Origin of the sequence: Gardnerella sp. DNF00109 (assembly GCF_049262845.1) — a bacterium.
Lineage (GTDB): Bacteria > Actinomycetota > Actinomycetes > Actinomycetales > Bifidobacteriaceae > Bifidobacterium > Bifidobacterium vaginale.
Map to the genome: position 1 here is coordinate 1,569,451 of NZ_CP058406.1, position 26,689 is coordinate 1,596,139.

Below are 26,689 nucleotides of genomic sequence, written 5' to 3' on the forward strand. Positions count from 1 at the left end.
TACAACTGCTTACAGGGCTTCTACCTTTATAGGCTGACGCTCCGCTCCCACAGGCACAATCTGCGCATTAGAGCCAGCTGGTGGAACAACCATTGCTACAACATTTACGTAAGTCACACGCATTGTAGAAGTAGCTTTAGCATTTCCAAACAAAGCTTTCTCCTCGTCAGACGCTGGTCTTGATTCTCGACCTTCTCCAGCTCTCCTAGTCCACACGGAGTCAATACGCGCAACTACTAAATCACTACCATCGCTTGCGCGCATAACGCTAATCTGATTTGGAACTGAAGCAAAAACCTGTTCTTGAGAACCTTTGTTTCGCTCCATTCCTGCTTGAACAGTCTTCGACAATTCTGCTAATTTTGCGCGCAAATAATCACTAGCAAAACTCTTTGCAAATTTACTAGATTCTCCTTGCTGCAGAACATCAGCATAAGCCGCTGCTGCCGCATGAGGAGTCATAACAAGACCAGAATCATTTGCTTTACCCATTGAAGCGCCGATTGAAGAAACAGGGAATTTTGGCAGACGCACACCAGGGAACAGTCTTGCAACTGCCCACAATTTATAGTTTGAGCGTGCCCTATCCTGACGGATCACCAACAATCGCTTAGACTGCTGGTCTTTTGTTGTAGTAGTAATCGTCATCAAATCACGAGGCCAGTTTGCATTCGTAGGCACAATAGTCTGAGCAACTTCACGAGGAATTGTTGTTTTTGGATCCAATTTTCCTGTTTTAGCTGCAATCGCAAGCTCACTAGTTCGCACAAGCATTGCAGGACCACTCATATAGCCATCAAGATTACTAGAATTCTTCTCTTCATTCGCGCGCTCTAGAGACCTCAAAACTCTTAAACGTATATCTTTTTCTCTAATAGACGTTACGTTTGGAAGCTCCTTTGTGCTATGCCCCTCAGCGGCTTTAGGAACTTGACCATCGCAAGCGCTAAGAGCAAAACACATAATTAGCGTCATTATTGTAGCGAATGTAAATCTTACATAATATTTGATTTTATGCGCATAAAACATGGTCATACTTACTTTCCACACTCACTTTTGCTCATTTCCACGCGCATTATTTTTACGCTTACGATTCTGGTTATAGTTTGAATTCGTGTTGCCACCAGCGTTTCTGTTATTTGCATTATTTTCGCCGCTATTTCTATTACGATTATCTAATTCGTTAGATCGACGATTTTTGCCATATTTTTGCCCGCGCTGACTATGCTGATTATTCTGACTATTCTTACGCTGGTCGCGATGATTACTCAAATCACGATTATTCCCTTGATTTCGCGACTTGCTGCGATTATTTGACTTTTCATTGCTTGAGTCGCAAGCCTCCGCTGATTTACTACGATTATCCCTATATTTGCGATTTTCTACATCTCTACTACTAGAACGACCATCTTGATTGTCATGCGAATCACGATTTCTTCTACCATATCTACTATTGCGATTGCCGCGATTGCTATGACTCGACTTTCTAGAATTATTATTGCTACTATTCCCTGAATATTCCTTTGAAGATTGCTTTTTATTAGAATCATCATTCAAAGAATCTTTGGAATCACGTATAGCATCTTCATCTTTAAAAGAATCATAGGAAGATTTATCAGAAGAAGCATCAGAAACTTCTAAAACAGTAGACGAATCGCTATCATTCTTGGAAACATCCGAGAATGATTCACTAGCAAAACGAGCAAAATAAGACTGCAAATCTTCTTTAGAAATCACAGCAGTTTCATCCAAAGATGGAGTTGGAGAAGAATTTAAACCAGACTTTACGTTTACAGACAAATCCACGGTTGCTTGCGACTTTGCAACACGAGTTTTTGAATGAGAACCATGACGAGCATGAGAAGCTGAAGAACCTTTATGCCTTGACTTCTTATCTTTAGCAAAACTGCCAAAAATACTAGCCATTGTGCCAGCAAAAGCATCTGAGAATTTAACTTCTTCGTCTCTGGAGACACTTTCTACAGTAATAAGACCACTTCTACTAGCCACCAAACGCTTATTACGCCTGCGATGTGGAGCCATAGCGAACACAGAAGCAGAAAGGACACAAAGCAGAGCAAACAGTGCTCCAACAAAATACAAAGGAGTTGCAAAATCTGGAAGATTGTGTCTACGCCAACGAAACTCTACGAATGCTTCAGGAGAATTTTTACCTAAGTCAATAATCAGCACGCGTCGAGAAATCCTTGCACGCAATGCGGATGAAACTTTTTGATGATTCGACTGGCTATTTTCTTGATTTGCTTGATTTGCTTGATTTACAGCATTGCCACTGCTCAAATCTCCAGGAACAATGTTCTCAGATTGTTCAAAATCTTCCGCATTAACAAACAATTTAGCCAAACCCATTTGGCAAGTAGCATTAGTCCACAAATCTGAATCTTTAAAATCTACATCTTTAGAAGCCTTAGAATCAGAGTTATTCGCGGAATCTACAGAATTTTTGTTATTCACATCTGACTTTGCAGAATCATCCGCCTTCATAGGGACAGTAGAAAGATTCTCCCAATCTTGCAAACCAGTTATTCTCTGTACAGAGTAGCCACGAGTCCACCCACGAACATCTTTAGCCAAACCAACTGCTACACAAATCGGCTTACGAGTATTAAGAGCCGCAACACTAATTTTTACGCGGTAATCCACAAGATTTAAAACACCTGGATCCGTAACAATGTATCTTGAACCATACACGTTTGTATGAGCCGAAACAATAGAGTTTGGCTTCCAAACTGTGGCATTAAGAACACCAAGAACAATACTAAGCACAGCAAGCAACCCAAAAATAGGTGCCACGATTCCTCGCATAAACTTAGCTCGTTTTGTAGGTCGTTGCATCAAACCTCTTTCTGCATCCTAATCAGCAATAAATCATGCATTATGCTTGTAATCAGAGCATGAATTCTTTTTGATATTCGCCTTAATAATCGTCATATCGTATTTGCTCCTATCTATTCTACAATCTTTCATAATCTTTTATAATTAATCGATTGTTATATTTATTAATCTTTTACAATTCTTCGTAATATTTAATATATTTGCTACTGAATAATTAAAATCAGACTCAAGCGATAGTCTTAAACCTATGAGAAAAACCAGATTATACACAATCAAATCTTTTGCAATACGCGCAATTAGCACAATTAGCGCTGCAGCCTTGTGTTTTACAATGGCATCTTGCAGCGGGAATAGCACGAATGATAACGGAATGGCAGACCCAGCCGCGAATGCTGCTGGAATGCAAGTTTTAGGCGGCGTTAAGGCTAGTGGAACTTTAGGCAAACAACCAAAGGTCGATATAACTACTCCTATAGACGTAAAGCCAAATTCTTACGCCATTTTGCAAAACGGAAACGGTGCTAAAATCCAAGAAAATAGTCGCGTATGCGCTAATGGCATTGTGTACAATGCTAAAAACGGCAAAGAGCTTATGAACACATGGAAACAAGGCAAACCAGATTGCTCAATCGTTGTTAAAAAAGGCGTTACGAGTAAACCTTATTATGCACTGTTTAAGGGAAGAAAAATTAATTCCACGATTGCATTTGGTGTGCCTGCAAATCCGCAAACTAAGCAAGATGCGTACGTAATGGTGTTAACTCTTGTTTCTTCAATGAAATCTCTTGAACGCGCAACAGGCAATAAAGTTAAGGATATCCCTGAAAATCTGCCGAAAGTAACTCTGAGTAAATCTGGAGAACCATCGTTAGATAAGAATAACTACGTGCCAGATGGAAAGTTGGTTTCTCAAACTTTGATTGAAGGAACTGGTAAAGAGGTGACCAAAGAAAGCACTGTAACCGCTCATTACACTGGCTGGACTATCGATAAAGACGGCAAATTGCATCAATTTGATTCGTCATGGAAGCGCGGCACGCCTGCAGACTTCTCTCTTGCAGGTCAAGTGATTCCAGGATGGACTAAAGGCTTAGCTGGGAAGAAAGTCGGATCTCAAGTTCTTTTGGTAATTCCTCCAGAAGATGGCTATGGCAAAGAAGATAAGAAGGATGCACAAGGAAATGTAACAATTCCTGCAAATTCAACGCTTTACTTTGTTGTAGATATTCTCTATGCTTCCTGATCTATTAATCTCTTAATGATTAATTCTCTTAGTGATTAATTACCAATCAAATCATGCCGCGCTTGAATAAATCTTGCGCGGCATTTTTATACGTAAATTTACGTAAATTTCGTAATAAATTACAGATAAAGCAAAAAATCGCTAAGCTAAAACAGGCGAAGATCGTTAGACTCAACACCGCGCATTTCATCGTAATCGAGGATTAAGCAAGTAAAGCCACGATCCTCAGCCAAAACTCGCGCTTGCGGGCTAATAGTCTGCGCAGCAAAAATACCTCGAACTGGTTTAAGCAACGGGTCTCGATTCAACAACTCACAGTAACGAGTAAGCTGCTCAACACCATCAATACCACCGTGTCGCTTAATCTCAATAGCAACATGAACACCGTTTGAATCCTGCGCCATAATATCCACGGGGCCAATAGCAGTAGGATATTCTCGGCGAACCAATGTAGCACCATCGCCAATACGCTCAATTTGCTCAGCTAAGTAGCGCTGCAAATGGTCTTCTACACCATCTTTAACAAGACCTGGGTCTGTGCCTAAATCATACGAAGAATCGCTATAAACGTGTTGCAGAACAATGCGAAGCAGGTCATTGCCCTTTTTTGCAGCAATTTTTAAAACAGTTCCATCGCCAAAAACGCGCGAAAAGTCGAAAGCCTCCGTGCTACAAGCGCCGACAGCACCATCTGAAGAAACAGAACTCGAATCGTCGTCTTCACAAGAACAATCGTTATCTTTAGAAACATTTCCATCAATAACGCGCATAGTACAAGGAGCAACCATCCAATTAAGTGGCTTATAGGACCCTAACTCTGAAAAAATCAGTACACTACCATCAGCCTTAATAAGCAACACGCGCTTAGCCACTGGAAGACTTGCATTAAGCCTACCCGTATATTCTGCACTACAATCCGCAACAATAATTCGCACACAAAAAGCGTAGCATAAATCGCGTAACTACTTGCACAAAAACTATCTGCCCAAAGCCGCCGCTAAATCGCGATTCTGCCAGCGCTGATGCAACGCGCAATAGCCTCCAAAAAGCAAGAGCCAAATAATGCCGCCAATTGCCGATCCGCGAGTGTCTTCGCTAATAAACAGCGTTATGTACACAAACACAAAGAATGCAATAGTAAGAGAATTAAGCAGCTTATAATGCGGCATAACAAAACCATCTGGCATAAAATCAGCAGAAGCGCGGTACTTTCTGTGCGTAACCATAATCAAAATGTAAATCATGATTATTACTGCCGAAGACGCAGAAGCAAACACAATAAACGCGCCATGCACTCCAGGAATTGAGTTAATAATCGGAGAGAACAGGATTAGCGCAGCAGAAAAAATGATTGCTCGTGCAGGAACTTTAGTGCGCGAAACTTTGCGCAAATGTGAAAGAACAGGAGAATTAGATTCTAGCGCAATTTGATACATATGCCTTCCTGCAGAATAAAGCAGCGAATTAAGCGCAGAAGATGCGGCTGTTATTACCACAAAGAACACAAGCGCCGAAGCCCAATGAAGCCCCGCATATTGGAAAACCATTATAAACGGAGACATATAAACGCCTTTAGAATCGGTAGCTTTAAATTGTTGCCAAGGAACAATTAGCATGATTGAAGCAAGCGCTCCAACGTAGAAAATCAAGATTCGCATAATAATCTCGTTGATTGCCTTTGGCAAAACTTGGCGAGGATTCTTAGTTTCCGAAACCGTAACGCCTACAAACTCAATAAGCTGGTATGCGTAGAACACCATTTGGAAACTCATCAAAAATGCCAACCATCCATTTGGCATAAGCGAGAAGTTGTTGAAAATATTGTCAAAGCCTGCGTGGCCTGCAGGATTTGCAACGCCGCTAATCTGTGTTGCAGGGTAATGGTAGCCAATAATAACCATAACTGCAGCAGTTGCAATAAGAGCCACAATCAACGTGATTTTAATCATTGAGAACCAAAACTCTGTTTCGCCAAATAGCTTAACAGCAACCAGATTTATGCACACTAAAGCAGCCAAAAACGCTATTTCTATAAGCCATTTCCAGCTGCTAACGTCTATGCCAAAAGTTTGGAAAAATGTAACACAATACGTACTTACAGCCGTAATCTCACTCATGCCAATAAGCACAAGCACTATCCAATACGACCATCCTGCAAAATCGCCCCAGCCTTTGCCCAAGTATTTAGTAATAAAACTAATAAATGTATGCTGGTTTGGATCCTTGTACATAAGTTCGCCAATGCCGCGCATAAGCAAAAACATGATTAAACCAACAATTATGTACACAAGCATAATGCTTGGACCCGTAAGACTAATGGATTTGCCAGAACCTAAGAATAGTCCCGTGCCGATTGTTCCGCCTATAGCAATGAATTGCACGTGTCTTTTTGTAAGGCTGCGCTCCATCTTGTTAGTGTGACCATTGTTAGTTTGGTCAATATCACTCATTGCTATAACTCCATTCTTTTAGGCGTGAGCTTTCAATTTTATAAGAACCCGTAAATATTTGAATTTCATTATTCAACTTTATTCAACACTTTTAAGCGAACTAACAGGGTCAATGCGGTCTAACGCGGGATTAGTTGACCATTGAACAATTAAAGCAAAAATCAGCGTTGCAAAGCCAGCAATAACATAGCTTAATGGAGACACTTCAACCTCAAAATACAGAGAAGGCATGCGCAAAGCATTTGTTAACAAGCCTGCAACCAATCTTCCAAGAGGCAAACCAACAAGAATACCAATTACAGTAAGAGTAAGCATCTCCTTATGCACGTAAGCATGAACTTCTCTACGATAAAAGCCAAGAACCTTTAAAGTTGCCATCTCTCGCGCACGTTCCGAAATATTAGTGCTTGACAATGTAAACAGCACAGCTAACGCCAAACCTGCTGCAAGAGTTACTATAAGCGCAACCACAGCATTCATTAAATCAAAGCTAAACGAATGTTTCATGCGCGTAATGTTCATAACAGCTAACACGCCATCCCTATCTGCCACATGGTCTGCGTAACGCATTCTTGCATCATCGTCTCCACGAAGACGCATAATTAGCGCATTATTCTTAACATTTTTTCCATTTTTAAAACCGAATATTCTTTCATAGCAGCGAGAAGTCATATAAATATTTGAACCAATAAGATTACGCACGACTGCACGCAACTTCACTTTTGCGCGCTTAAAACTGGAGTTTGTTATTGTAATATAGTTTCCGCTCGCAATTCCCAACGACGATGCTGCACTCTGTGAAAGAAGCGGACCATCATCATTAAGTGAAATATTTTGCAAATTATTGTTAACATCTTGTAGACGAACCATATTAGACAAAGCTGCGGCATCTTTAACAACTACGATTTGTACGCTTTCAGAATCTCCAACGATTTTATTATGCGAATTGTTATTGGAATTGCTATTAGATTTACCATTATCTGCATCGCTTTTTGCGATTTCTCCAGAGCTAATGTAGGCAGGCAAAATGGTATCAACAAGATTGCTGGATTTATCTTTTTGCACACTTTTCTTCATATTTTGAAATGCATCTGGAGTGGAAATAGAAATCATATCGTAGCGGTAAATGCCGTCATATTGGCGGATTCCAAGAGTGGCTACAGTATCGTTTAATGCTAAAGCACACACGATTAATGCCGTGCAACCAGCTACACCGCCAATCGTCATAAATAGTCTGCCTTTAAAACGAGCCAGATTCCTTATAGATACTTTGTTGAGGAAACTTAGACGATTCCAGATAAAAGGTAAATGTTCAAGAAGCACGCGAGCACCAGCTTTTGGAGATTTTGGACGCAATAATGCCGATGGTACTTGCCTTGTCTCCCTCCAGCTTACGATTATTGTGCATATTGCAACTGGTATTACAAACGCGAGTACACAAATCGAACCATAAAGCCAATCGTATCGTAAAACAACTCCTGGAACTGTGTACAATCCGCGCAAAATCTTAAGTAGTAAAGATGGAATTGCTAAGAATCCTAGAATATCGCCAATTCCGCCGCCTACTAGACAGGCAAAAATCGCAAAGAAAGCGTGCCTTGTTATTGCTGCGCAACGTCCATAACCTAAGCTTAAGTACGTTCCAATTAGTCCTCGTTCTTCTTCTACCATTCTTGCCATGGCTGTTAGGCTCATCATCATTGCCACTACAAGAAAAAGCACTGGGAAAGCGTATCCAAGAGATTGAATCGAGGCAACATCAGAACGCAAGCGAGTATAGCTCCCGTTTGATATGCGAGCAAAAATATGCCATCTTGCTTGAGGAACATGCTTTTGCACTTCTGTCTTAATTTTTGCGTAAATTTGTGCGCGAGCCTTAGCTAAAACCGAGTCGGGAGCGTTTTTAAGCATTGGCATATTGGCTATAGTTTGATCTACTTGTTGATCAGTCTGGTCTTTTACAACCTGATTTGTGCGCGCCTCTTGGCAATCACTCTGCACACTGTCTTTAATTTGGTTTGAAGCATTTGCCACAATTGCGCGATACTTTTGCGAAAAATCGTTAACGCGTCGAGCCTCATTTAGGCGCACATATATAGCTGTGTATGGAAGATTATTTGTGCTTTCAGTAATCGCAGAGGTAAAAATAGGGTAGCGTGATATTACGGAATTGCGGAAAGCTTTTGATTGATACCCGTTTGGATTATCCAAATCGTTTACGTCTAACACACTTCCTGTAATTAGAAGCTTATATTTTTGATTTTGAATCGGTTGATTAGACGAATTAGGCTGATTAGTGACTTGTTGCATACTCAAAAACAGTGTGCTACCAATTCGCAATCCGCTATCGTGCAAAAATCGTTCAGTTACCACAGCTTGACGATTGTTTGTTGGCATATCGCCACGCATCAAATGCAGACGATTCAGTTTTTTAACATTGTGATTATATTGCACAACGTTCATTGCATAAGACAAATTGGCATTATTCGAAGGATGAGCAGTAGCTTTAAACGACTTTCCCGCCTCTGCTTCACTAACAAATGGCAATTTTTTGATTGCTTTAACATCTTTGTCAGTCAAACCAAGCGTAGAAATAATTTGTAGGTCGTAAGCTTTGAGCTTAGAGTAAGTATCATTTGCTCCAAGAAGCATGTCGTTGCATCCTGCATAAATGCCAGTCATAACTGCAACGCCAAGCATTGCTATAACTGCTAGTATGCAAAAACGACGCCATTCGTGGAACCACATTCTAATAGCACTAATAAAAACCATTGGAAAAATAGAGCGTGAGCGCTTATTACGAATCGCATATTTACGCTTGATTTTCTTAGATTTTACAGTTTCGCTACTCACTACAAACCACCACTCTACAAATCACCATTCAATATCTGCAATTGCCGTAGGATTTTCTTGTACTGTTTCGCTCACGACTTTTCCAGAATGGAATCTCACAACTTTATGAGCCATAGGAGCAATAGCAGCATTATGAGTAATAATAAGAACCGTCATTCCTTCTTTTTGGCAAATATCTTGCAATAATTGCAAAACAGCTTTTCCGGTTTCATAATCTAGCGCACCCGTAGGCTCATCGCATAAAAGCAACTTAGGCTTTTTAGCAAGTGCGCGCGCAATAGAAACTCGCTGCTGTTCGCCTCCAGAAAGTTGTGCTGGGAAATTATTAAGTCTTTTTTCCAACCCTACGTCAATAAGTGTTTGAGCTGGATCAAAATGATCTGAGCAAATTTGTGAAGCAAGCTCCACGTTTTCTAACGCCGTCAAGTTTGGAACAAGATTATAGAATTGAAAAACAAAACCAATATCTTCTCTTCGATACTTTACAAGCCCACGACCATTTAGCTTTGTAATATTTAAATCACCAACAGTTACGCTACCGCTTGTTGCCGTATCCATACCGCCTAAAATATTCAATGCTGTAGTTTTACCTGCGCCCGAAGCCCCTAGTATTACGGTGAGCTTACCGCGCTCGGCTGTAAAACTAGCATCATCTAGAGCGCGCACAACACTTGATCCAGATGGATACTCTTTTACAACATGATCAAAAGTTATGTATGCCACAATACACCTTGCTTACTTACTACCTAATGACGCTTTTTCTATCAACTTCTTAATTTATTAGATTAATATTTAATACTCTTCATTGGAATAGAGATACACCACGACGTGCTGTACAATATGCGTTGCCAAGCCAAGTATGCCTTGAATTTGGCCATACAGCTCCAAGACGAGGAGCACCTTGACTCATCCAAATACTCGGCACTCTTCCATCGGAACTTTTAGACCCAAGAAGATTAAAACCATTTTTTATTTCAAGCCAGTCTGGATGCTGAGTAACAACCGCCAATCCTTCTTCTAAAGTCAAAGGAAGACGCTCGTCTGAATCTATAAGTTTTCTGGCAACATCTGGCTCACGATTCAAATACGATGTACCTGTATGAGGGTCTAATGCCAAGTAAAACGGACCTTCTGGAGGCTCAAAACCATCTTGTGGCAGGAAACTAGCTATATCTCTAGGCGGCATTGTTGTAAAACCAGCCATACGATCAATACTCGTCCTAGAAATTAAGGATTCTGGCGAAACTAGCTCACGAGTAGGCACAAGAAGAATATTAGTACCCAAATCGCTTTGATCAAGAGCGCGAATAAGCGGCAAAGCTAAAGCACGAAACGATGCAGCACTCATATCTGCAACATCTGGGTAGCCAAGAGCAACAATACGATCAAGCTGCTTTTGTATTTCTTGCGAAGCTATAGACATAATTACATTTTACGTAAAATTTTTTATAATAGCGAATTCGCGCAGGTCTAATCAATCCACAAAGTGTCGTTTTTTAGCTACGATTTCCGCCAATTGCACAGCATTAAGAGCAGCACCCTTACGAAGATTGTCATTTGTAATAAACATTGCCAATCCACGCTTTCCATCAACCGCTTGATCTTGGCGAATACGCCCAACATAGCTCGCGGATTTTCCTGCAGCAAGCTGAGGAGTAGGAATATCATCTAGCGCAACGCCAGCGGCCGATTTTAGCACTTCGCGAGCCATATCTGGAGTTACATCGCACTCAAATTCGGCATTAATGCTCATTCCGTGACCTGTAAAAACGCCCACGCGCACGCATGTGCAGCTTGCTGCGAGCTTTGGCAGATGGAGAATCTTACGACTTTCGTTGCGAAGCTTTTGCTCTTCGTCGGTTTCTTGCGATCCGTCCTCAACAATCGCGCCAATGAATGGCACAACGTTGAATGCGATTGTGCGCGCAACTTTGGTTGGCTGCGGAAAATCAATAGCATCTCCATCAAACACAAGCTTATCCGCGCCCTGATCTAAGGCAGCTTGCGCTTCGTTCATAAGCTGCAATGCTCCAGCTCTGCCAGCTCCAGAAACTGCCTGATAAGAAGATACAATAAGTCGCCTTAGACAAAAAGCGTCAGAAAGCGGTTTTAAAACAGGCATGCACGCCATTGTTGTGCAATTAGGATTTGCCACTATTCCACGCGGAATATCATTTAAATCTTCTGGGTTTACTTCTGCAACTACCAGCGGAACATCGTTATGCATACGCCATTGAGAAGAATTATCTATTACTATTGCACCCGCATCTGCAAATCGCGGTGCCCACACTTTGGATGTTCCGCCGCCTGCGGAGAAAATCGCAATGTCAATTCCACTTAAATCTGCTTTTTCTACATCTTCTACAACAACATCTTTACCTCGATAGTTCAAAACAGTTCCAGCGGAGTGCGCGGAAGCCAAAAATCGCAAGTTTTTAATTGGAAAATCGCGCTCATATAATACGCGACGCATAACCATTCCAACCTGACCCGTCGCACCTAAAACCGCAAGGTTTACGCCTGTATTGCTTATGATTGCCATTTTGTCTCCCTTATTTTGCGTGTTTTTGCGCGATCAGCGCCCGCTTCCTCCATAAACAACGGCTTCGACTTTGCTTGCGTCTAATCCGTAGGCTGTGTGAAGCGCACGAACCGCTTCGTCAAGCTGTTTTACTGGAACAATCGCTGCAATACGAATTTCTGATGTAGAAATCATCAGAATATTAATACCGTGATCGCTTAGCGCTGTAAAGAAGGTTGCTGCGAGACCAGAATAGGTTTTCATTCCAACGCCAACAACTGCGACTTTGCCAACAGAAGGGTCCACGTCCATAGACGTAAATTGCAATTCGCCGCGCGCGCCCTGCAAAACCTTGCAAACGGCGTCTAGGGACGAGCTTGGAGCCGTAAGCGATATGTCAGCCGTTTCGGTGGATGCGCTTGCCTGAGCAATCATGTCTATGTTAACGTCTGCAGCAGCAAGAGTTGTAAACACTTTTGCAGCGTTTCCAGGCTTATCGGGAACGCCTCGAAGAGTAATCATAGATTCGCTTCTATCGTGTGCAACGCCAGAAATCACAGGGGTCTCTGGGCCTAAGTCTGGGAATAAATCGCCCATTGTTGAGCGAATGTCTACATTTGTTATTTTATTTGCCATTTTTGCCGCCTTATGTCTATTGCCTATGCGTTCTGTCTGTTGTTATGCTTGTGTCTTCTTTAATAAATAATTAGCTTAAATTCGGCAAACTCTTTGGATTTACTCCACTCGGCACAATTAATGTTCCGTTTCTGTGCGAAAACGAGCTGCGAACATGAAGAGGCATACTGAATCTTTGTGCGTATTCAACGCATCTCAAAGCTAACACTCGAGATCCGCAAGATGACATCTCAAGCATTGAATCATAATCGATAACAGGAATTCGCTTTGCGGTTGGAACAATTCGAGGATCTGCCGTAAATACGCCATCAACATCTGTGTAAATCTCGCAAACATCTGCTCCAAGAGCAACAGCAAGCGCCACTGCCGAAGTGTCTGATCCGCCTCTACCAAGCGTTGTGTCGTCACCAATCTCGCTGATTCCTTGGAATCCTGCAACAATAGCAACACTGCCTTTTTTAAGCGCATGCTGAACACGATCTGGCTTAACAGCGCGAATATGAGCTGCTCCAAATTGCGCGTCTGTCATAAATCCAGCTTGAGAACCAGTAAAAGAGTATGCGTGCGAGCCTTGAGCATGAATAGCCATTGCTAGAAGACTCATGGAAATACGCTCTCCTGCAGTCATAAGCATATCCATCTCTCTAGCAGGAGGATGCGCATTTACACTCATTGCTTGGTCAATCAAGTCGTCTGTGGTATCTCCCATAGCGGAAACGACAACAGCAACATCGTTACCAGCAGCTTTTGTATCAAGAATCCTTTTGGCTACACGCTGAATTGCGTCCGTATCTTCTACGGACGATCCACCGTATTTCTGCACTATAAGAGCCACTGTAACCCCTTATGTTCAGCCGTCACTATTATCTAAAGCACGCTAATGCAATAAGAATTAATCCAAATAAGACTAATCTAAAATTAGACTACCAACTGTGCTCTATCTATTTTTAGTTTTAGAGATATTATGAGTGGCGTATATACAACAAGCGGTTTCTTGCGACTTATCAAACGCGTTTGCTTATGAATTCACAAATCTTCTATACTTCTTGTCTTCCTGCAAATGCGCGACCAAGAGTTATCTCGTCTGCATACTCTAAGTCTCCACCAACTGGCAATCCGCTTGCAAGTCGCGTAATACTTATGTCAAGCGGCTCAAGCAAACGTGCTAAATAAGTTACTGTAGCTTCTCCTTCAATATTTGGGTCAAGCGCTAAAATGACTTCTTTTACTTGCGCGTCTTTTAAGCGCTCAAGTAGTTGCGTTATTTTTAAGTCTGCAGGTCCAATGTTTGCCATTGGATTAATGGCACCGCCCAAAACGTGGTAAACGCCAGCGTATTCGTGAGTTCTCTCAATGCTCATAATGTCTTTGGGCTCTTCTACAACGCATATTTTTGTGTGATCTCTTCGCGGATCTTGGCAAATAACACAAGGGCTTTGCTCGCAAACATTTCCGCAAATTTCACAAAATCGCACATTCTCGCACAAGTCACTGATTGCGTCAATTAAATCCTGCGTTTGTACATCAGATGATGAAAGTATATAGAATGCAATTCGCTGCGCGCCTTTTGGTCCTATTCCTGGAAGCTTAGAGAACGCATCAATAACTCTGCCTATTGCACCGTCATACGATGACACGTTATGCACTTTTACTTACTCCTCTTGCTTTCGCTTATGCAATCCTGAATTTTTAGGATTTTTTGGATCACTTGCAGCGAATTCTTTTACAGATTTCACCTCAAACATCTTCTCTAAATCATCTATGCTCAAATTGGTTGCAGACTCTAACGATTCGTCCTGCATGGAGCATTCGTCTTCTTGAGCGCCGTTTACCCCATCAGAGATTCGTACTTTTGACTCATTATCTACCTGTGATTCTGAATTTGCGCGCTGAAGATTTTGCTGGCTTATCTTCGACTTTTGCCCCCATTGCTGCGCGTTAGATGCAGCGTTATCTGCATTTTCTGAATCGTTTACTACTTCAGCATTAAAATCTGCATTCTGCAATGCAGCAATCGCATCTCCCATTGGAGCAGATCCCATACCTGCCCATGCGTCATCTTTCTCAATATCTAAATCTAAAGCACTTTCTGAAATTGCAGAACCAGATAAATCGCTAGCCTCCGCACCAGCACTTGAATCGTCACTAGAGCCAGCATCATCGCTACTGGAATTCGAATTATTTGAATTTGAATCAGAACTTTTCTCGATTATTTTTCCGAATCCTTTTACGATTCCAGCTTTTCGCATAAGCAAGTCTCGCTTAACTTGTGCCAGTCGTTGCGGAGTCATTCTTGCAACAGACTCCACTTTTTCGCCGTTTGCAGCTACTAAATCTGGCGCTATTGCAACGTTTTTTCCAAATGCGTCTTTTACTTTGTTCATAACCACAACTGGCACTTTTTTACCATCGTAAGGTTCTGTTGTGCAAATCGCGAGCGCAAAAGCATGTTGGCTTATAGGCTGGTCAAAAGTTAATACAAGCCTTCTTTTTGATGCATTTCCATCGTCTAATCTAACTTTTGGAACGCGATCTCTCTCTACGTATTCACGAACATCGTCTGGCAGATTTTTAACCAGATTATCCCAAGTTTCGTCCACGTCAAGCTCTTGTGTTGTCTGTTTTTCAACGGTTGCAGTTGACCAATTCGCTTGCGTGTTATTGTTGATTTCAGATTTATCATCAAGAATTACCGAAGGATTTTCAGCAATTTTTACTGGATTTACTGGATTAACAGGATTAACTGAATTTACAGCAGAATTTGAACCAATAAAATGCCTTGCAGAAGATGCAGGATGCGAGGAGGACTTTGCAAGAGATTGATTAGTGGCTTTAGAAAATGGTTCCTGCGCAGTAGTACTAGATTGCATATCAGCAAGAAGTCTAGCCATAAGAATCTCAAGATTCATTCTAGGAGAAACCGCATTTGCCATTCCCGCAAAAGCATTATTGACGATTTCTGCCATTTTGGACAAGCTTCTCAAAGTTAGCTGACTTGATTGTCGTTGCAAATCTTGCATGTCTTCTGGCGATAAATCGCCTAACAAGTTTTTAGCACAATTTGGACCAGCAGAAACCAAAAGCAACAAATCACGCAATCGTCCGAGAAGATCTTCCACAAACTTACGAGTGTCAAATCCTCCGACTACCACTTTTTGTACAACTTCATATAATTTTGCACCGTCTTTTTCAATAAGGGCATCAATAACATCTGCAATAAGATTAGAAGGCGTAAAACCAAGCAAAGCAACTGCTGAATCTAACGAGATAACACCATCATCTGAGCCAATCATAAGCTGATCTAAAACAGATAATGTGTCTCGCATGGATCCGCCGCCAGCGCGCATAGCAAGCCGCAAAACGCCCTTTTGCGCTTGAATACCTTCCTTCTTGCAAATGTCTTCCAAATACGGTCCCATTACTTCTGGAGGAACAAGTCTAAACGGATAATGGTGGGTTCTAGAACGTATAGTTCCAATCACCTTATCTGGTTCAGTAGTGGCAAAAATAAACATAACATGCTCAGGCGGCTCTTCCACAATCTTCAGCAAAGCATTGAATCCTTGCGGAGTTACCATGTGCGCTTCATCAAGAATAAAAATCTTATATCGATCGCGCGCTGGAGCGAAACCTGCACGTTCGCGTAATTCTCTAGCATCGTCAACACCATTGTGGCTTGCAGCATCTATTTCTACAACGTCTATTGAACCTGATCCGCCTGTTGCAAGATCTTTACAGCTTTGGCATTTTCCGCATGGTTTAGAAGTAGGACCTTCTTTGCAGTTAATACAACGAGCAAGAATACGCGCAGAGCTTGTTTTTCCACAACCGCGTGGACCCGAAAATAGGTAGGCGTGCGTTATTTTGCCTTGATCTAGCGCTCTCATAAGAGGAACGGTAACTTGATTCTGTCCTATCACTCCTTCAAACGTGTCTGGACGATACCTTCGATACAATGCAAGTGCCATAACTATAACCTACCGTCGCCTGAATATTAGCTCAACTCTACTTGAGCAAAGTTTCTGTTCTATTCTAAACATTTAGACATTAACATGCTAATTGCCTATTAACATGCTACATTATGACCAATCGCACGAATCCATGATGTTTTCCACACTTATTAGTCACAATCTATTAAACCAGCTCTAGCTGTTACATTTATCTTATTAACCATAGGAATTCGTAAAGGCATACTTAGACTGATTAATACGTCATCATCTTTTTCAACACAAGATTCTATTTTCCCATTATTTGCCTTTGCTGTGCGCTCTGCAACTTGACATGCATCATCTTGCATATTTCTCATAGCAACTGCACCTGATATAGCCGATGCGTTTGCAAGAGCGTAGGCTCGGTGTTTTTGCACCAAAATTGACCCTAGAGTCGCACAAACAACAAGCATAGAGCAGATTACTATTACCAATCCCATGCCGAGCATAGTTCCAGAACCACAATCTGCTCTACGCAAATGTTTAAAACTGTAATATTGCGTATTTAAAATGCTTAATCGCTTACATATTTTTTGACTCATATTAAAACCTGGCTAATGCGAGCTTCTACAGACAATGGCAATACTTTTAAAGGGTCTGGCACAACTGGGCAGCTTACAACAATATCTGCCGTATTCCCAACATATTTGACTTTTACAGAACTATTAACTCCAGATACTTTAGATACTATATTTTGCGCATCTTTAGAATTGTGATGCGAAGCAACATAGTACGCTACTTGACCTGCTGCATCATGGCAATTCATTGTATTTACTACTGATTTACCAACAAAAAATAACGTTAAAGCAAGTACCACAACTGCAGGAAGAATAATCGCAAATTCTGCGGTAACAGCCCCAGAATCTTTTGAATTATTTATCTTATTACAATTATTCTTAGTCGTTCTCTTATCTAAAATGTTCAAAAATACATAATTCTCCATTTTGTCTCGTTTCTTTTCGCATTAGTTAAAATCCCACAAAAAATCACATAAACATCACGGTCAAAAAAACTTTATAAGTGTTTCATCTAATGTTTTTCAAAGTATGTTTTAAGTTTCACGCAATGCTTAACAGTTTTATAAATGACTATTTACTTAAAACTAGCTAACATGTAGAGCTTTTGTAACAAGATCACCGATAGCCGTACGAACAGCATCTGATTTGGCAATAGCAATAAGCGCTGTAGCAAAAGCTGTGGCAGCTATAAGAACAACAGCATATTCTGCCGTAACAGCCCCATCATCACACTGCTTTAAATCTTTGCTCAAACGATTCTGCATGCTATTACATGCTTGTTCAGCTTTAATTAGTCCTTCATTCATCCGCATTGAACACATGCAATACCATGTTGACAATGCAACAGTAATTGATCTCATAATCACTCACCGTTACCTTTCTTTTTGTTGTTTTTATTATTTTTCTTTTATTTATGTACCCAATATTGGGATACAAATTTTTTATTTTTTAGATTGTGATCAACACATAAATGCAGATACTGTCGGCAAAATTCCGACGAAAATAAACGCTGGCAGAAAACATAACCCAACCGGCAAAAGCAGGCGAACAGAAAGCCTAGAGCTTTCTTTTCTTGCCACGTTTCGCATAGATTGCTCATAATTTTGTAAAATTGCTATGAGTACAGGAACAGGAGAGCTTCCACAACTCCATGATTCTCTAAGTGACTGTCTAAGCCACATACTTAAAACAAAAGATGCAGATGGATTTTTGTCTTTTTTATCGAAGCACACATAAGGAGCACTCCAAGCTTCTATCCAAGTATCTCCAGAAAGTAGTGCTTTAGAAACATTCCTTAGCCAAATCCCTTTTCCTCCAGGAATAGATGACCCAACAGCGTCAAGCGCTCTAGTAATTGCGACTCCACTTTTTAAAGCAACTATCATCATTTGCAAACCCAAAATTGGATCTATATCTTCAACTTTGTTACACCTAAAATCGTAATTGTCTCTCATAGAAATCGCAGGTTTACAAGCGCGCTCATAGCACGGATTAAGAATCATCTGTCTAGTAAAAAATTTGCATAACGTAACTATATAAGCTACTAAAATAATCCAGACGATAATTGCCTTAAACATTTTCCACGATCCTTAATAACCATTAACTCATTAATCGACATTAGAAACAGCACTCAGCATTGCTTTTTTAGATGACTTCATGATCCATGTAACCCATAAAAGACCGATTACATAAAACAATAAGCCAATACCTAAGAGTGCGTATCCTCTAGAACTTGTAAAAATCATCAATATTGGATTTACACCCAACAATTGTCCAGTAAGAAGAGCCAAAAATGGTAGAGCAGTTAGCAATCTAATAGTTGCTTTAGGCATCGCAAAAACTTCTGAGCTTAAATCATTAACCCTCTTATTGGCATGATAAGAGTCAGAAACAGCTTGAACGCAATCAGTCATAGAGCATCCTATAGAACTGCTCAATTCGTATACAGACATAAGCGATTGTGCAACCTTGCGCATGTCTTTTCTAACTTTACTTCTTTGGCGAGCGCTAAGATTTTTAATCCTATTAGAACAGCGAGAATCAATCCATTTAAACACCGATTCAACGTTTATAACTTGGAAATAGCTTTTGCTGTTATTGCTGTTGTAATTGTTATTGTCATTATCGGTCTCTTCAATAAGTCCATTGCGATTCTCATTATTGCTGTCTCCTCTTATAATCGATTCAAAAGAAGCACCAGAACGCAAAGAAGCAATAAGAGCAGCTAGTGATTCTTCAATACCCATTTTCAAAAAATCCTTTACTGTCGGTATCAATTACAGAAACAACCCTGTATTCAACGGTAAATGCCATTTAACAGCAAAATTTTTCCAAGCAGACGTTGCCTCTATCTGAGCAGAAAAATTACTATCCTTAGAATTAACGCAATTTTTTAATCTTAAAATTGGCACACCTTCTAACGCGCCGGAATCCGTAGAACGCAATATTCCAAGTTCTTTTACAACTCGCATACCATTTACTCTTTCTACATGTATAACAACATCAAAAGCATCAGCGGCAAGAGCACATAGTGCAGAAGGTTCCAATCCTGCAAGAAGTCCTAAAGACATTAATCTGGCTGGCACCTTTTGGACTTTATCAGCATGCAAAGTTGTCATTCCACCTTTATGACCACATGTAAAAACGCGCAATAAATCAGCTATTTCTTGACCTCTGCACTCACCTAAAATAATTCTGTCTGGTCTCATCCTCAAAGTTGCCTTTACAAGATCCGACAAGCCAACGCTGCCTACTCCTTCAACGTTTGCTTCTCTTGTCGCTAAAGACACATGATCCTTAGATAATGAACCTAATTCTCTTGTTTCTTCAACAGTCACTATTCTGTCTTTTTCATCACAAGAAGCTAAAAGAGACTTCATTAACGTTGTTTTACCAGAGCCAGTGCTTCCCGTAATCAAAATATTCGCACGTTGAGTTACCAACAGATAAAGTATTCTAGATAATTCAATCGGAAACATTCCTCTACTGCTTAACTCTGTTAAACAATAGCGTTTTAAAGCAGGAAAACGAATCGAAATAGCAGCGCCACTTAAAACTATTGGAGCAATAAGAGCGTGAACTCGCACTCCTACTGAGCTAGAAGCATCTGCGATTGGGCATGAATCATCTAATCTTTTGCCCAATTGTGCACAAAGCCAAACTGCATATTCTCGCAAAATCATAGGATCATCAAATGGAATTCTTGGATTGTACTCTTGCAAACCAAAACCTTTATCTACCCAAACGTGACCTGTGTCAGTAACAACAATATCTGTTGTTTGAGGGTTATCTGCAAGTTCTTGCAGAATACCAAAATCAATATCTTCTAAAACCATGCTTACCCCTTGATATTTTTGAGAATCTTCCAGATTCATATGATTGTGGATTTGATTGTTTATATTGCTGCTCAGATTGTTTTCCAGATATCTTTAAAGACGAATTAGAGGAATCTCCAAGCAACCATGTTGTTATTTTTTCTATTGGAATTTTGGCGGATTTTGGAATATCTCTTATACCGTAACCAGATATTATATCTTCGTACATTTTAGGATCGTGACCAATTGGACCTTCTACATCGCAAAGCAAATAATCACAAGCTTCATTAACATTTACAGGGCAAAACCTTTTAGAAAGACCACGCGGATTTAATCCTGCAACAATAGAAGTTAGTTTTCTAGAATAATCTTTATGGTCAGATTCTAGACTTCGCCAATATGCGCGCAATCTGGCAAGACCAAGAACACTAAGCTCTGCAGCAAATATGGTTGGAACTTGCGCCAAAGTTGGAAGATTCTTTAAAAGTCTTCTTGCTGAAAATCCAGATCCAATATCAACAATTACTACATCACAAGCGTTGGAAAGACCTCTAATAGCAGCTTCAATAACCCATGGCTTAGGCTCTTCACTTTTCCAAGGAGCGTAAGCTAAAATATCAACGTTATTCCAGTGCAGAAGTTCACAACGCAGTACATATCCGTCTAATCGTCCTAAAGGAGCTTGAACCTCTTGCAATCTTCTACCCTCGTCTTGCTCTAATCCCAACAAAACATCTAATCCGCCGTTAGAAATATCTGCGTCGATTAGTGCAACAACATATTTTTTACTAGATATATGACTTGCCAGAAGAGCAAGAGTAGTGCTTAAACCAACTCCATCATTTGCCGATGAACCGATTACAACATTTTTTGGAAAAGGCTTTAGCGAATAGTTCAAGCTACCAATATTTTCTTGAACACTATGATTATCGAATGCATCAAAATCACTACGAACTGAAGTAGAAGATACACCAGTCGCGTAATCTACATGATTTGTGTAATCTAAATGATCCACATGATTCGCATGATTCAAAGATACGATAACAGTCGAATCTTCCAGCTTGTCACTATCAGATGTACTTTTGCGCATACTTTTTATCGCACTCGCCTGAGGCGGGTACGTTTCTATAATGCGCGGAACGCAAGAAGGAGCATCGTAATTATCAATAGTCATATTGTCCATGTGGCTATTGAATCGCATACTAAACCATTAGGCAATACTATTTAAACAATGTGGTTAAAGGATCAATAAACGTTGCAATTCCGCCAAAAAGTTATCCACATTGCTGTTTTTGTTGGCTGTTTTTGCTGCACTAACGTACGAGTTTTGGATTGGAAGCCATATATCTTTCAAGAAGTTCGCCATAGATTGGCTTTGTGCGCAAAATATCGGATACAAGAAGCGCAATAAAGGCAGATGCAGCAACTGGTAGAGTGTGAATCATTGTTCCCGACATTTCTACAGTTAGCAAAATCGAAGTAAGCGGAGCCTTTACAGAAGCCGAAAGCGTGCCAGCCATAACGCACACTGTAAAAATAGGCATTAGCTTTGCGTCAATGCCAAGAAATGGAACGCTTATTATTGCGCGAGAAGCAACGCCGCCTGCAAGCGCTCCAACAGCAAGAATTGGCATAAAAATTCCGCCAGGCGCGCCGCATCCAAAGCTTGTAGAAGTAAATAGCATTTTTGCAACAAACAGAATGCACAGAAGCGCTATGCTTACTTTTCCATATTCGGAAAGCTTAACAAGATTCGAGCCTCCACCTAGAACATCCGGCAAATACAAGCCAACAGGGATTGCGATTAAACATGCTACAGATACAGGAGCCCATTTTGGCAAATACTTATACAATGTTTGCAATCCAAGTAAGGATCTGTTCATTAGAGAGCCAATAAGTCCTGCAAAAATGCCAAGTGGAATCAACCAAAAATGAAGCGCCATTGACAAGTCTGGAATTCTTCCAAAGTCTAAAACAGGTCGAAGCCCAAAGCATGTTTGAGACACAAAATCAGCGCAAATAGATGCAGCAGCAGCTCCCATAAGAACCGTAGAAGACAATCCGTGTTGAACTTCTTCCATAGCAAACATAAGTCCAGAAAGTGGAGCGCTAAATGCTGCGGATAATCCAGCTGCAGCTCCAGCAGTTACAACATAATGCTCTTGAGTATCGTTTTTATTGCCTTTTCTAAAGATGCGAGACATCATTTGTGCGCCGCAAGCTCCGATTTGAATCGAAGGACCTTCGCGCCCAAGAGACAAGCCAAATAGCGACCCCAACAATCCGCCTACAAATCGAACGGGCAAAATAGTGTTCCAACACATTTTTAGCCCGCGCTGAACGTATCCAACAACTTGTGGAATGCCGCTTCCAGACGCCATGCTTTCTTTGCGACTCATCCAGCCAATAAAAAGACCAGCAGCAATTGCAAGAACCACGCAAGGCACAATCCAAAGCATGTTTTGCAATATTTGCGCATACATCCATAGCGCAAAATCAGTTCCATACTCAATTCCAAGTCTGTAAGTTGCTACAAGCGCGCCAGAAACAAGACCAACAACTACGCCAGCAAGAACCATCTTCCATCTAAGATGCTTAAGCGTTTTAAGAACGCGATCAGAAAAGTCGCGCAAAAAATCGCGTATAAAACCGCTTACGTTCTTCAAAGCCACAATAAACCTATTCTTAAATCAAATCGCAAACAAATACACAAAGCATTCTAACATTTTAATAACACAATAAACGTTAATTAATAAAATACGTTAATTAATAAATAAAATACGTCAATTAATAAAATTCAAAACTTAAGACTTTAGAAGTAAAAACATTACAAAACACGGTCCAGCGTATGCAATAAATGCGCATAAGAATGGCACTATTAGTTCGCTAACAAAAAGCCATAGTCCAAGCTTGATTTTCTTTAGCTTAAACAGGCTTACGACTTCTAAGATTGCGGTTGAAAACGTTGAAAATCCGCCTAAAAATCCCAATGCACACGTGTAAATAATAGTCGAAGCAAAAGTTAAATCGTATATAATCGAAGAACTTAAAAATACAACTAAGCCCATTATAAAAGACGCAAAAGCGTTGATTAGCAAAGTCGCGATTGGAAAATCATGGTTATAAACGCGCCCGATTGCGTCAGATATTGCACAACGAAGAACAGCACCAAGTCCAGCGAAAACAACAGGCAGCCAAAAAAGAACATATGCGTAAGACATCATTTTGCACCACCTTTGTTAGCGTCTATTTTATTGATGCCGTTTGCTTCGCCAGAATTGTTTACGCCGCCAAAGCCACTCAAAGCAGAAAATTTATCTCCGATTATGCTTCCAACAAGCACTGCTAAAACGCCAAGAACCATAGACAACGCCATAATGGCAATTACTTCTACAATGTTCATTGCAGTAAATGCGGAATGCGCGCCCTCAAAAGCAAAAGTAGACATTGTTGAAAGTCCGCCGCAAAATCCTGTGCAAAAACCGTATTTTATTAAGTCTTTGTTCTTGCTGCGCAATCTTTGTGCAACAAGCGAACTCACTAAAGCAAGAATAAAACATGCCAAGATGTTAGACAAAAGAGTTGCAAAAGTAAAGCGGCTAAAAAGCATAGAATATCCCGAGTCCCAATGCATGCCGTACGTAAAACCACCTATTTCACTACGCACAAAAGCGCCAAGCAATCCACCAATAAACACAACAAAATATGTTTTTGCACCAAGTGATTTACGCTTGAGCGCGTTATGTGAATTGTGGCGATTACTGCTTGGAATACTCATAGTTTTTAGCCGCCTTAAATCGCTATTTAAATAGCCACTAGTCAATCAGCGAATGAACGCTAATAATGTGGTCGCGCTGAGGACCAGTACCAATTGCCGAAATGCGGCACTTGGAAAGTTCTTCTAAGCGCTTTACGTAGCTTTGAGTATTTGCTGGCAATTCTTCAAACTTGTGAATTTGCGAAATATCCTCACTCCATCCTGGAAGCATCTCGTAAACTGGCTTAGCGCTAGAGAACAGAGACTGATCTACTGGCATTTCGTTCATTCTCTCAACGCTTCCGTCAGCCAAAGTTACATCGTAAGCTACGCAAACTGGAATTTCTTTTAAGCCAGTCAAAACATCTAACTTGGTAAGAACAATATCAGTTAAGCCATTTACGCGAGTGGCATAGCGACTTACAACGGAATCAAACCATCCGCATCGGCGAGGGCGGCCAGTAGTTACACCATATTCGTGACCCTGCTCGCGCAGCCAATCGCCACTTTCATCCAAAAGTTCCGTAGGGAATGGACCTTCACCAACACGAGTGATATAGGCTTTAGCAACTCCAATTACTCGCGTAATACGAGTTGGACCAACGCCAGTTCCCGTGCAAGCGCCTCCTGCAGTAGGATTTGAGGATGTTACAAATGGGTAAGTTCCATGATCGACATCCAGCATAGTTGCCTGACCGCCTTCAAAAAGCACGGTTTTGCCATTTTCCATAGCCTGATTCAGTATAAGCGAAGTATCTGCAACATAAGGCTTCAAACGCTTTCCAAGCTCCACAAGCTGTGCTGTAACATCATCAATATCTATTGGATGCTGGTTGTAAAGTTTAACTAACATTTGATTCTTTTGATGCAAGCTAGCTTCAACCTTATCCCTCAAATGCTCTGCATTAAATAAATCATGCACACGAATACCAACGCGATTAATCTTATCTGCATAAGTCGGGCCAATTCCGCGACCTGTTGTACCAATCTTGTGCTTGCCAAGGAACCTCTCCGTAACCTTGTCAATTACGCGATGATAAGGTGTAATCACATGCGCCGACTCGCTCACTTTCAAACGAGAGCAATCAACACCTCTAGATTCAAGTGCGTCAATCTCCTCAAACAGAACCTCTGGGTCTACAACAACACCATTACCAATAACAGGAGTTACATTAGGGCTGATTATACCGCTAGGAAGCAAATGCAAAGCGTAAGACTCGTTTCCCACAACAACAGTATGTCCAGCGTTATTACCGCCATTAAATCTTGCGACAATATCTACCTTAGAACCAATTAAATCAGTCGCTTTGCCTTTACCTTCGTCACCCCATTGAGCGCCAATAAGCACAATTCCAGGCATGCTGAACCTCCATTTTTGGGCTAACGTTGCCCAAATAAACACAATTCCTACGTGTTAAGACTAGCGCAAAGCCAATACCGAATTTAATTTGCAACTTGATGAACTTATAAGGCTTTACCGGCAGAGCCAAGCTGTACACAGGCTTCAACAACACGCTGAGCCATTGCTTTTTCTGCCTCTTTGCCCCAAGACCTTGGGTCGTAGAGTTTTTTGGCTCCAACTTCTCCGTCGATTTTAAGAACTGAGTCGTAGTTGTGGAACATGTGATCTGCTATCGCTCGAGTAAACGCATATTGTGTGTCTGTATCGATGTTCATTTTTACTACGCCGTAGCTTACAGCTTGCGCAATTTCTTCGGGAGTAGATCCAGAACCTCCATGGAATACCAATAAGAATGGTTTTGTTGGCACACCAAACTTGCGATTACATAAATCAAGCTTGTACTTGTTGTATACAGCGCTTTGAATGTTGTCTAGCAACTGTGGTCGCAGCTTGACAACACCAGGCTTGTATGCACCATGCACATTGCCGAACGTAAAAGCAGCCATATATCTTCCGCTCTCTGCCAAACCTAATCGTTCAACTACTCGCATAGCGTCCTGCGGCGTTGAGTATAGTTTTTCATCAATGTCTGCTCTATGACCGTCTTCTTCGCCTCCCACGGCCCCAATTTCAATCTCTAACACCGTATGAGCCTTCGCCGACGCCTCAAGCAATTCTTCCGCAACGTCTAAATTGTGTTCAAGCTTAACTGTGGATCCATCCCACATATGCGATTGAAATATCGGCTCTTTGCCGTGCGCAACTTGATCCGCCTCATAAGCCAAAAGTGGCTTAATCCAGTCATCTAAATAGCCTTCTGCGCAATGATCCGTATGTAAGGCAACGGTAATATTTGGATACTGCGCTGCTACTTGATGCGCGAATTGAGCAAACGCTAGCGAACCGACAACACGATTATTTACGCACTGTCCCGAAAAATACGCGGACCCCCCAACGGATACTTGAATAATTCCGTCGCTTTGCGCTTCTGCAAATCCTTGAAGTGCAGCGTTTAAGGTCTGCGTGCTAGTAACATTAATTGCAGGGTAGGCGTATCCACCTTTGCTGGCGGCATCAAGCATTTGCGCGTAACGTTCAACAGTTGCGATAGTCATATTTTTATTATGACTCTAAGCGCGCATATTTTTTT

Annotated in this window: 25 protein-coding genes; 1 reads left to right on the top strand and 24 read right to left on the bottom strand. The window is 41.1% G+C overall.

Annotated elements, in window-relative coordinates:
- Positions 1-9: 9 nt before the first annotated feature.
- Together HXT20_RS06185 and HXT20_RS06190 are read right to left on the bottom strand one after the other, a co-directional pair.
- A complete protein-coding gene (locus tag HXT20_RS06185) occupies positions 10-1,035 on the bottom strand; it encodes a hypothetical protein (RefSeq protein ID WP_032834126.1) in 1,026 nt (341 codons plus the stop codon).
- A 15-nt stretch (positions 1,036-1,050) separates the two neighbouring features.
- Positions 1,051-2,856 (bottom strand): hypothetical protein, encoded by a 1,806-nt coding sequence (locus tag HXT20_RS06190; RefSeq protein ID WP_248898550.1) that lies wholly within the window; start codon positions 2,854-2,856, stop codon positions 1,051-1,053.
- 247 nt (positions 2,857-3,103) lie between these two features.
- Between HXT20_RS06190 and HXT20_RS06195 the strand changes: the two genes are divergently transcribed.
- Positions 3,104-4,099 (top strand): FKBP-type peptidyl-prolyl cis-trans isomerase, encoded by a 996-nt coding sequence (locus tag HXT20_RS06195; RefSeq protein WP_004114189.1) that lies wholly within the window; start codon positions 3,104-3,106, stop codon positions 4,097-4,099.
- 146 nt (positions 4,100-4,245) lie between these two features.
- On the opposite strand, the gene nucS is transcribed toward HXT20_RS06195, so the two are convergent.
- The 22 genes from nucS to fbaA all read right to left on the bottom strand — a co-directional run bounded on the left by nucS (position 4,246) and on the right by fbaA (position 26,654).
- Entirely contained in the window at positions 4,246-5,034 is a 789-nt protein-coding gene (gene nucS, locus HXT20_RS06200) for an endonuclease NucS (RefSeq protein ID WP_004114187.1), read from the bottom strand.
- Positions 5,035-5,076: 42 nt separating this feature from the next.
- A complete protein-coding gene (locus HXT20_RS06205; protein ID WP_004114185.1) occupies positions 5,077-6,549 on the bottom strand; it encodes an amino acid permease in 1,473 nt (490 codons plus the stop codon).
- A 78-nt stretch (positions 6,550-6,627) separates the two neighbouring features.
- Positions 6,628-9,402, bottom strand: a complete 2,775-nt coding sequence (locus HXT20_RS06210; RefSeq protein WP_422114329.1) for an FtsX-like permease family protein — start codon at positions 9,400-9,402, stop codon at positions 6,628-6,630.
- A gap of 21 nt (positions 9,403-9,423) precedes the next feature.
- Entirely contained in the window at positions 9,424-10,125 is a 702-nt protein-coding gene (locus HXT20_RS06215) for an ABC transporter ATP-binding protein (RefSeq protein WP_004114181.1), read from the bottom strand.
- 79 nt (positions 10,126-10,204) lie between these two features.
- Positions 10,205-10,825 carry a DUF5701 family protein gene (locus HXT20_RS06220; RefSeq protein WP_004114180.1) on the bottom strand — a complete coding sequence of 207 codons (621 nt, stop codon included), beginning with the start codon at positions 10,823-10,825 and terminating at the stop codon, positions 10,205-10,207.
- A gap of 51 nt (positions 10,826-10,876) precedes the next feature.
- The gene (locus tag HXT20_RS06225) at positions 10,877-11,944 is read right to left on the bottom strand and encodes an aspartate-semialdehyde dehydrogenase (RefSeq protein WP_422114330.1); all 1,068 of its coding nucleotides are present in this window, start codon (positions 11,942-11,944) and stop codon (positions 10,877-10,879) included.
- 33 nt (positions 11,945-11,977) lie between these two features.
- A complete protein-coding gene (locus HXT20_RS06230; RefSeq protein ID WP_004114175.1) occupies positions 11,978-12,559 on the bottom strand; it encodes an ACT domain-containing protein in 582 nt (193 codons plus the stop codon).
- Between the two features lie 70 nt (positions 12,560-12,629).
- Positions 12,630-13,394, bottom strand: a complete 765-nt coding sequence (locus tag HXT20_RS06235; protein ID WP_004116323.1) for an aspartate kinase — start codon at positions 13,392-13,394, stop codon at positions 12,630-12,632.
- A 202-nt stretch (positions 13,395-13,596) separates the two neighbouring features.
- The gene (gene recR, locus HXT20_RS06240; RefSeq protein WP_004573657.1) at positions 13,597-14,205 is read right to left on the bottom strand and encodes a recombination mediator RecR; all 609 of its coding nucleotides are present in this window, start codon (positions 14,203-14,205) and stop codon (positions 13,597-13,599) included.
- 6 nt (positions 14,206-14,211) lie between these two features.
- Positions 14,212-16,527, bottom strand: coding sequence for a DNA polymerase III subunit gamma/tau (gene dnaX / locus HXT20_RS06245; protein ID WP_422114331.1), 2,316 nt, complete (start codon positions 16,525-16,527; stop codon positions 14,212-14,214).
- Between the two features lie 152 nt (positions 16,528-16,679).
- On the bottom strand, positions 16,680-17,090 hold the full coding sequence (locus HXT20_RS06250; RefSeq protein WP_102720856.1) for an Rv3654c family TadE-like protein: 411 nt from the start codon (positions 17,088-17,090) through the stop codon (positions 16,680-16,682).
- The gene (locus HXT20_RS06255; protein WP_004120449.1) at positions 17,087-17,491 is read right to left on the bottom strand and encodes a TadE/TadG family type IV pilus assembly protein; all 405 of its coding nucleotides are present in this window, start codon (positions 17,489-17,491) and stop codon (positions 17,087-17,089) included. Before HXT20_RS06255 ends, HXT20_RS06250 begins: the two co-directional genes overlap by 4 nt.
- Positions 17,492-17,650: 159 nt before the next feature.
- A complete protein-coding gene (locus tag HXT20_RS06260) occupies positions 17,651-17,926 on the bottom strand; it encodes a DUF4244 domain-containing protein (RefSeq protein WP_422114332.1) in 276 nt (91 codons plus the stop codon).
- A gap of 99 nt (positions 17,927-18,025) precedes the next feature.
- Positions 18,026-18,643, bottom strand: coding sequence for a type II secretion system F family protein (locus HXT20_RS06265; protein WP_102720857.1), 618 nt, complete (start codon positions 18,641-18,643; stop codon positions 18,026-18,028).
- 30 nt (positions 18,644-18,673) lie between these two features.
- Entirely contained in the window at positions 18,674-19,312 is a 639-nt protein-coding gene (locus tag HXT20_RS06270) for a type II secretion system F family protein (protein ID WP_180964975.1), read from the bottom strand.
- A gap of 30 nt (positions 19,313-19,342) precedes the next feature.
- Positions 19,343-20,401: a CpaF family protein gene (locus tag HXT20_RS06275; RefSeq protein WP_180964976.1), complete on the bottom strand. Its 1,059-nt coding sequence runs from the start codon at positions 20,399-20,401 to the stop codon at positions 19,343-19,345.
- Positions 20,382-21,563 carry a hypothetical protein gene (locus HXT20_RS06280; protein WP_102720860.1) on the bottom strand — a complete coding sequence of 394 codons (1,182 nt, stop codon included), beginning with the start codon at positions 21,561-21,563 and terminating at the stop codon, positions 20,382-20,384. Before HXT20_RS06280 ends, HXT20_RS06275 begins: the two co-directional genes overlap by 20 nt.
- A gap of 130 nt (positions 21,564-21,693) precedes the next feature.
- On the bottom strand, positions 21,694-23,052 hold the full coding sequence (locus HXT20_RS06285; RefSeq protein ID WP_102720861.1) for a ClC family H(+)/Cl(-) exchange transporter: 1,359 nt from the start codon (positions 23,050-23,052) through the stop codon (positions 21,694-21,696).
- Positions 23,053-23,184: 132 nt separating this feature from the next.
- Positions 23,185-23,604, bottom strand: coding sequence for a fluoride efflux transporter FluC (locus tag HXT20_RS06290; RefSeq protein WP_285064516.1), 420 nt, complete (start codon positions 23,602-23,604; stop codon positions 23,185-23,187).
- Entirely contained in the window at positions 23,601-24,158 is a 558-nt protein-coding gene (locus tag HXT20_RS06295; RefSeq protein ID WP_285064515.1) for a fluoride efflux transporter FluC, read from the bottom strand. Before HXT20_RS06295 ends, HXT20_RS06290 begins: the two co-directional genes overlap by 4 nt.
- A 37-nt stretch (positions 24,159-24,195) precedes the next feature.
- A complete protein-coding gene (locus HXT20_RS06300; protein WP_285085043.1) occupies positions 24,196-25,497 on the bottom strand; it encodes an adenylosuccinate synthase in 1,302 nt (433 codons plus the stop codon).
- Between the two features lie 104 nt (positions 25,498-25,601).
- On the bottom strand, positions 25,602-26,654 hold the full coding sequence (gene fbaA, locus HXT20_RS06305) for a class II fructose-bisphosphate aldolase (RefSeq protein WP_004573641.1): 1,053 nt from the start codon (positions 26,652-26,654) through the stop codon (positions 25,602-25,604).
- Positions 26,655-26,689 lie beyond the last annotated feature (35 nt).

Bases quoted from the DNA above. Each gene is read 5' to 3' on its own strand.
- HXT20_RS06265 (WP_102720857.1), bottom strand. From the start codon at position 18,643: ATGTTTAAGGCAATTATCGTCTGGATTATTTTAGTAGCTTATATAGTT.
- fbaA (WP_004573641.1), bottom strand. From the start codon at position 26,654: ATGACTATCGCAACTGTTGAACGTTACGCGCAAATGCTTGATGCCGCC.
- HXT20_RS06185 (WP_032834126.1), bottom strand. From the start codon at position 1,035: ATGACCATGTTTTATGCGCATAAAATCAAATATTATGTAAGATTTACA.
- HXT20_RS06280 (WP_102720860.1), bottom strand. From the start codon at position 21,563: ATGGACAATATGACTATTGATAATTACGATGCTCCTTCTTGCGTTCCG.
- HXT20_RS06225 (WP_422114330.1), bottom strand. From the start codon at position 11,944: ATGGCAATCATAAGCAATACAGGCGTAAACCTTGCGGTTTTAGGTGCG.
- HXT20_RS06220 (WP_004114180.1), bottom strand. From the start codon at position 10,825: ATGTCTATAGCTTCGCAAGAAATACAAAAGCAGCTTGATCGTATTGTT.
- HXT20_RS06275 (WP_180964976.1), bottom strand. From the start codon at position 20,401: ATGGTTTTAGAAGATATTGATTTTGGTATTCTGCAAGAACTTGCAGAT.
- HXT20_RS06260 (WP_422114332.1), bottom strand. From the start codon at position 17,926: ATGAGATCAATTACTGTTGCATTGTCAACATGGTATTGCATGTGTTCA.
- dnaX (WP_422114331.1), bottom strand. From the start codon at position 16,527: ATGGCACTTGCATTGTATCGAAGGTATCGTCCAGACACGTTTGAAGGA.
- HXT20_RS06290 (WP_285064516.1), bottom strand. From the start codon at position 23,604: ATGATGTCTTACGCATATGTTCTTTTTTGGCTGCCTGTTGTTTTCGCT.
- HXT20_RS06255 (WP_004120449.1), bottom strand. From the start codon at position 17,491: ATGGAGAATTATGTATTTTTGAACATTTTAGATAAGAGAACGACTAAG.
- HXT20_RS06205 (WP_004114185.1), bottom strand. From the start codon at position 6,549: ATGAGTGATATTGACCAAACTAACAATGGTCACACTAACAAGATGGAG.
- HXT20_RS06230 (WP_004114175.1), bottom strand. From the start codon at position 12,559: ATGGCAAATAAAATAACAAATGTAGACATTCGCTCAACAATGGGCGAT.
- HXT20_RS06250 (WP_102720856.1), bottom strand. From the start codon at position 17,090: ATGAGTCAAAAAATATGTAAGCGATTAAGCATTTTAAATACGCAATAT.
- HXT20_RS06300 (WP_285085043.1), bottom strand. From the start codon at position 25,497: ATGCCTGGAATTGTGCTTATTGGCGCTCAATGGGGTGACGAAGGTAAA.
- HXT20_RS06195 (WP_004114189.1), top strand. From the start codon at position 3,104: ATGAGAAAAACCAGATTATACACAATCAAATCTTTTGCAATACGCGCA.
- HXT20_RS06270 (WP_180964975.1), bottom strand. From the start codon at position 19,312: ATGGGTATTGAAGAATCACTAGCTGCTCTTATTGCTTCTTTGCGTTCT.
- HXT20_RS06190 (WP_248898550.1), bottom strand. From the start codon at position 2,856: ATGCAACGACCTACAAAACGAGCTAAGTTTATGCGAGGAATCGTGGCA.
- HXT20_RS06295 (WP_285064515.1), bottom strand. From the start codon at position 24,158: ATGAGTATTCCAAGCAGTAATCGCCACAATTCACATAACGCGCTCAAG.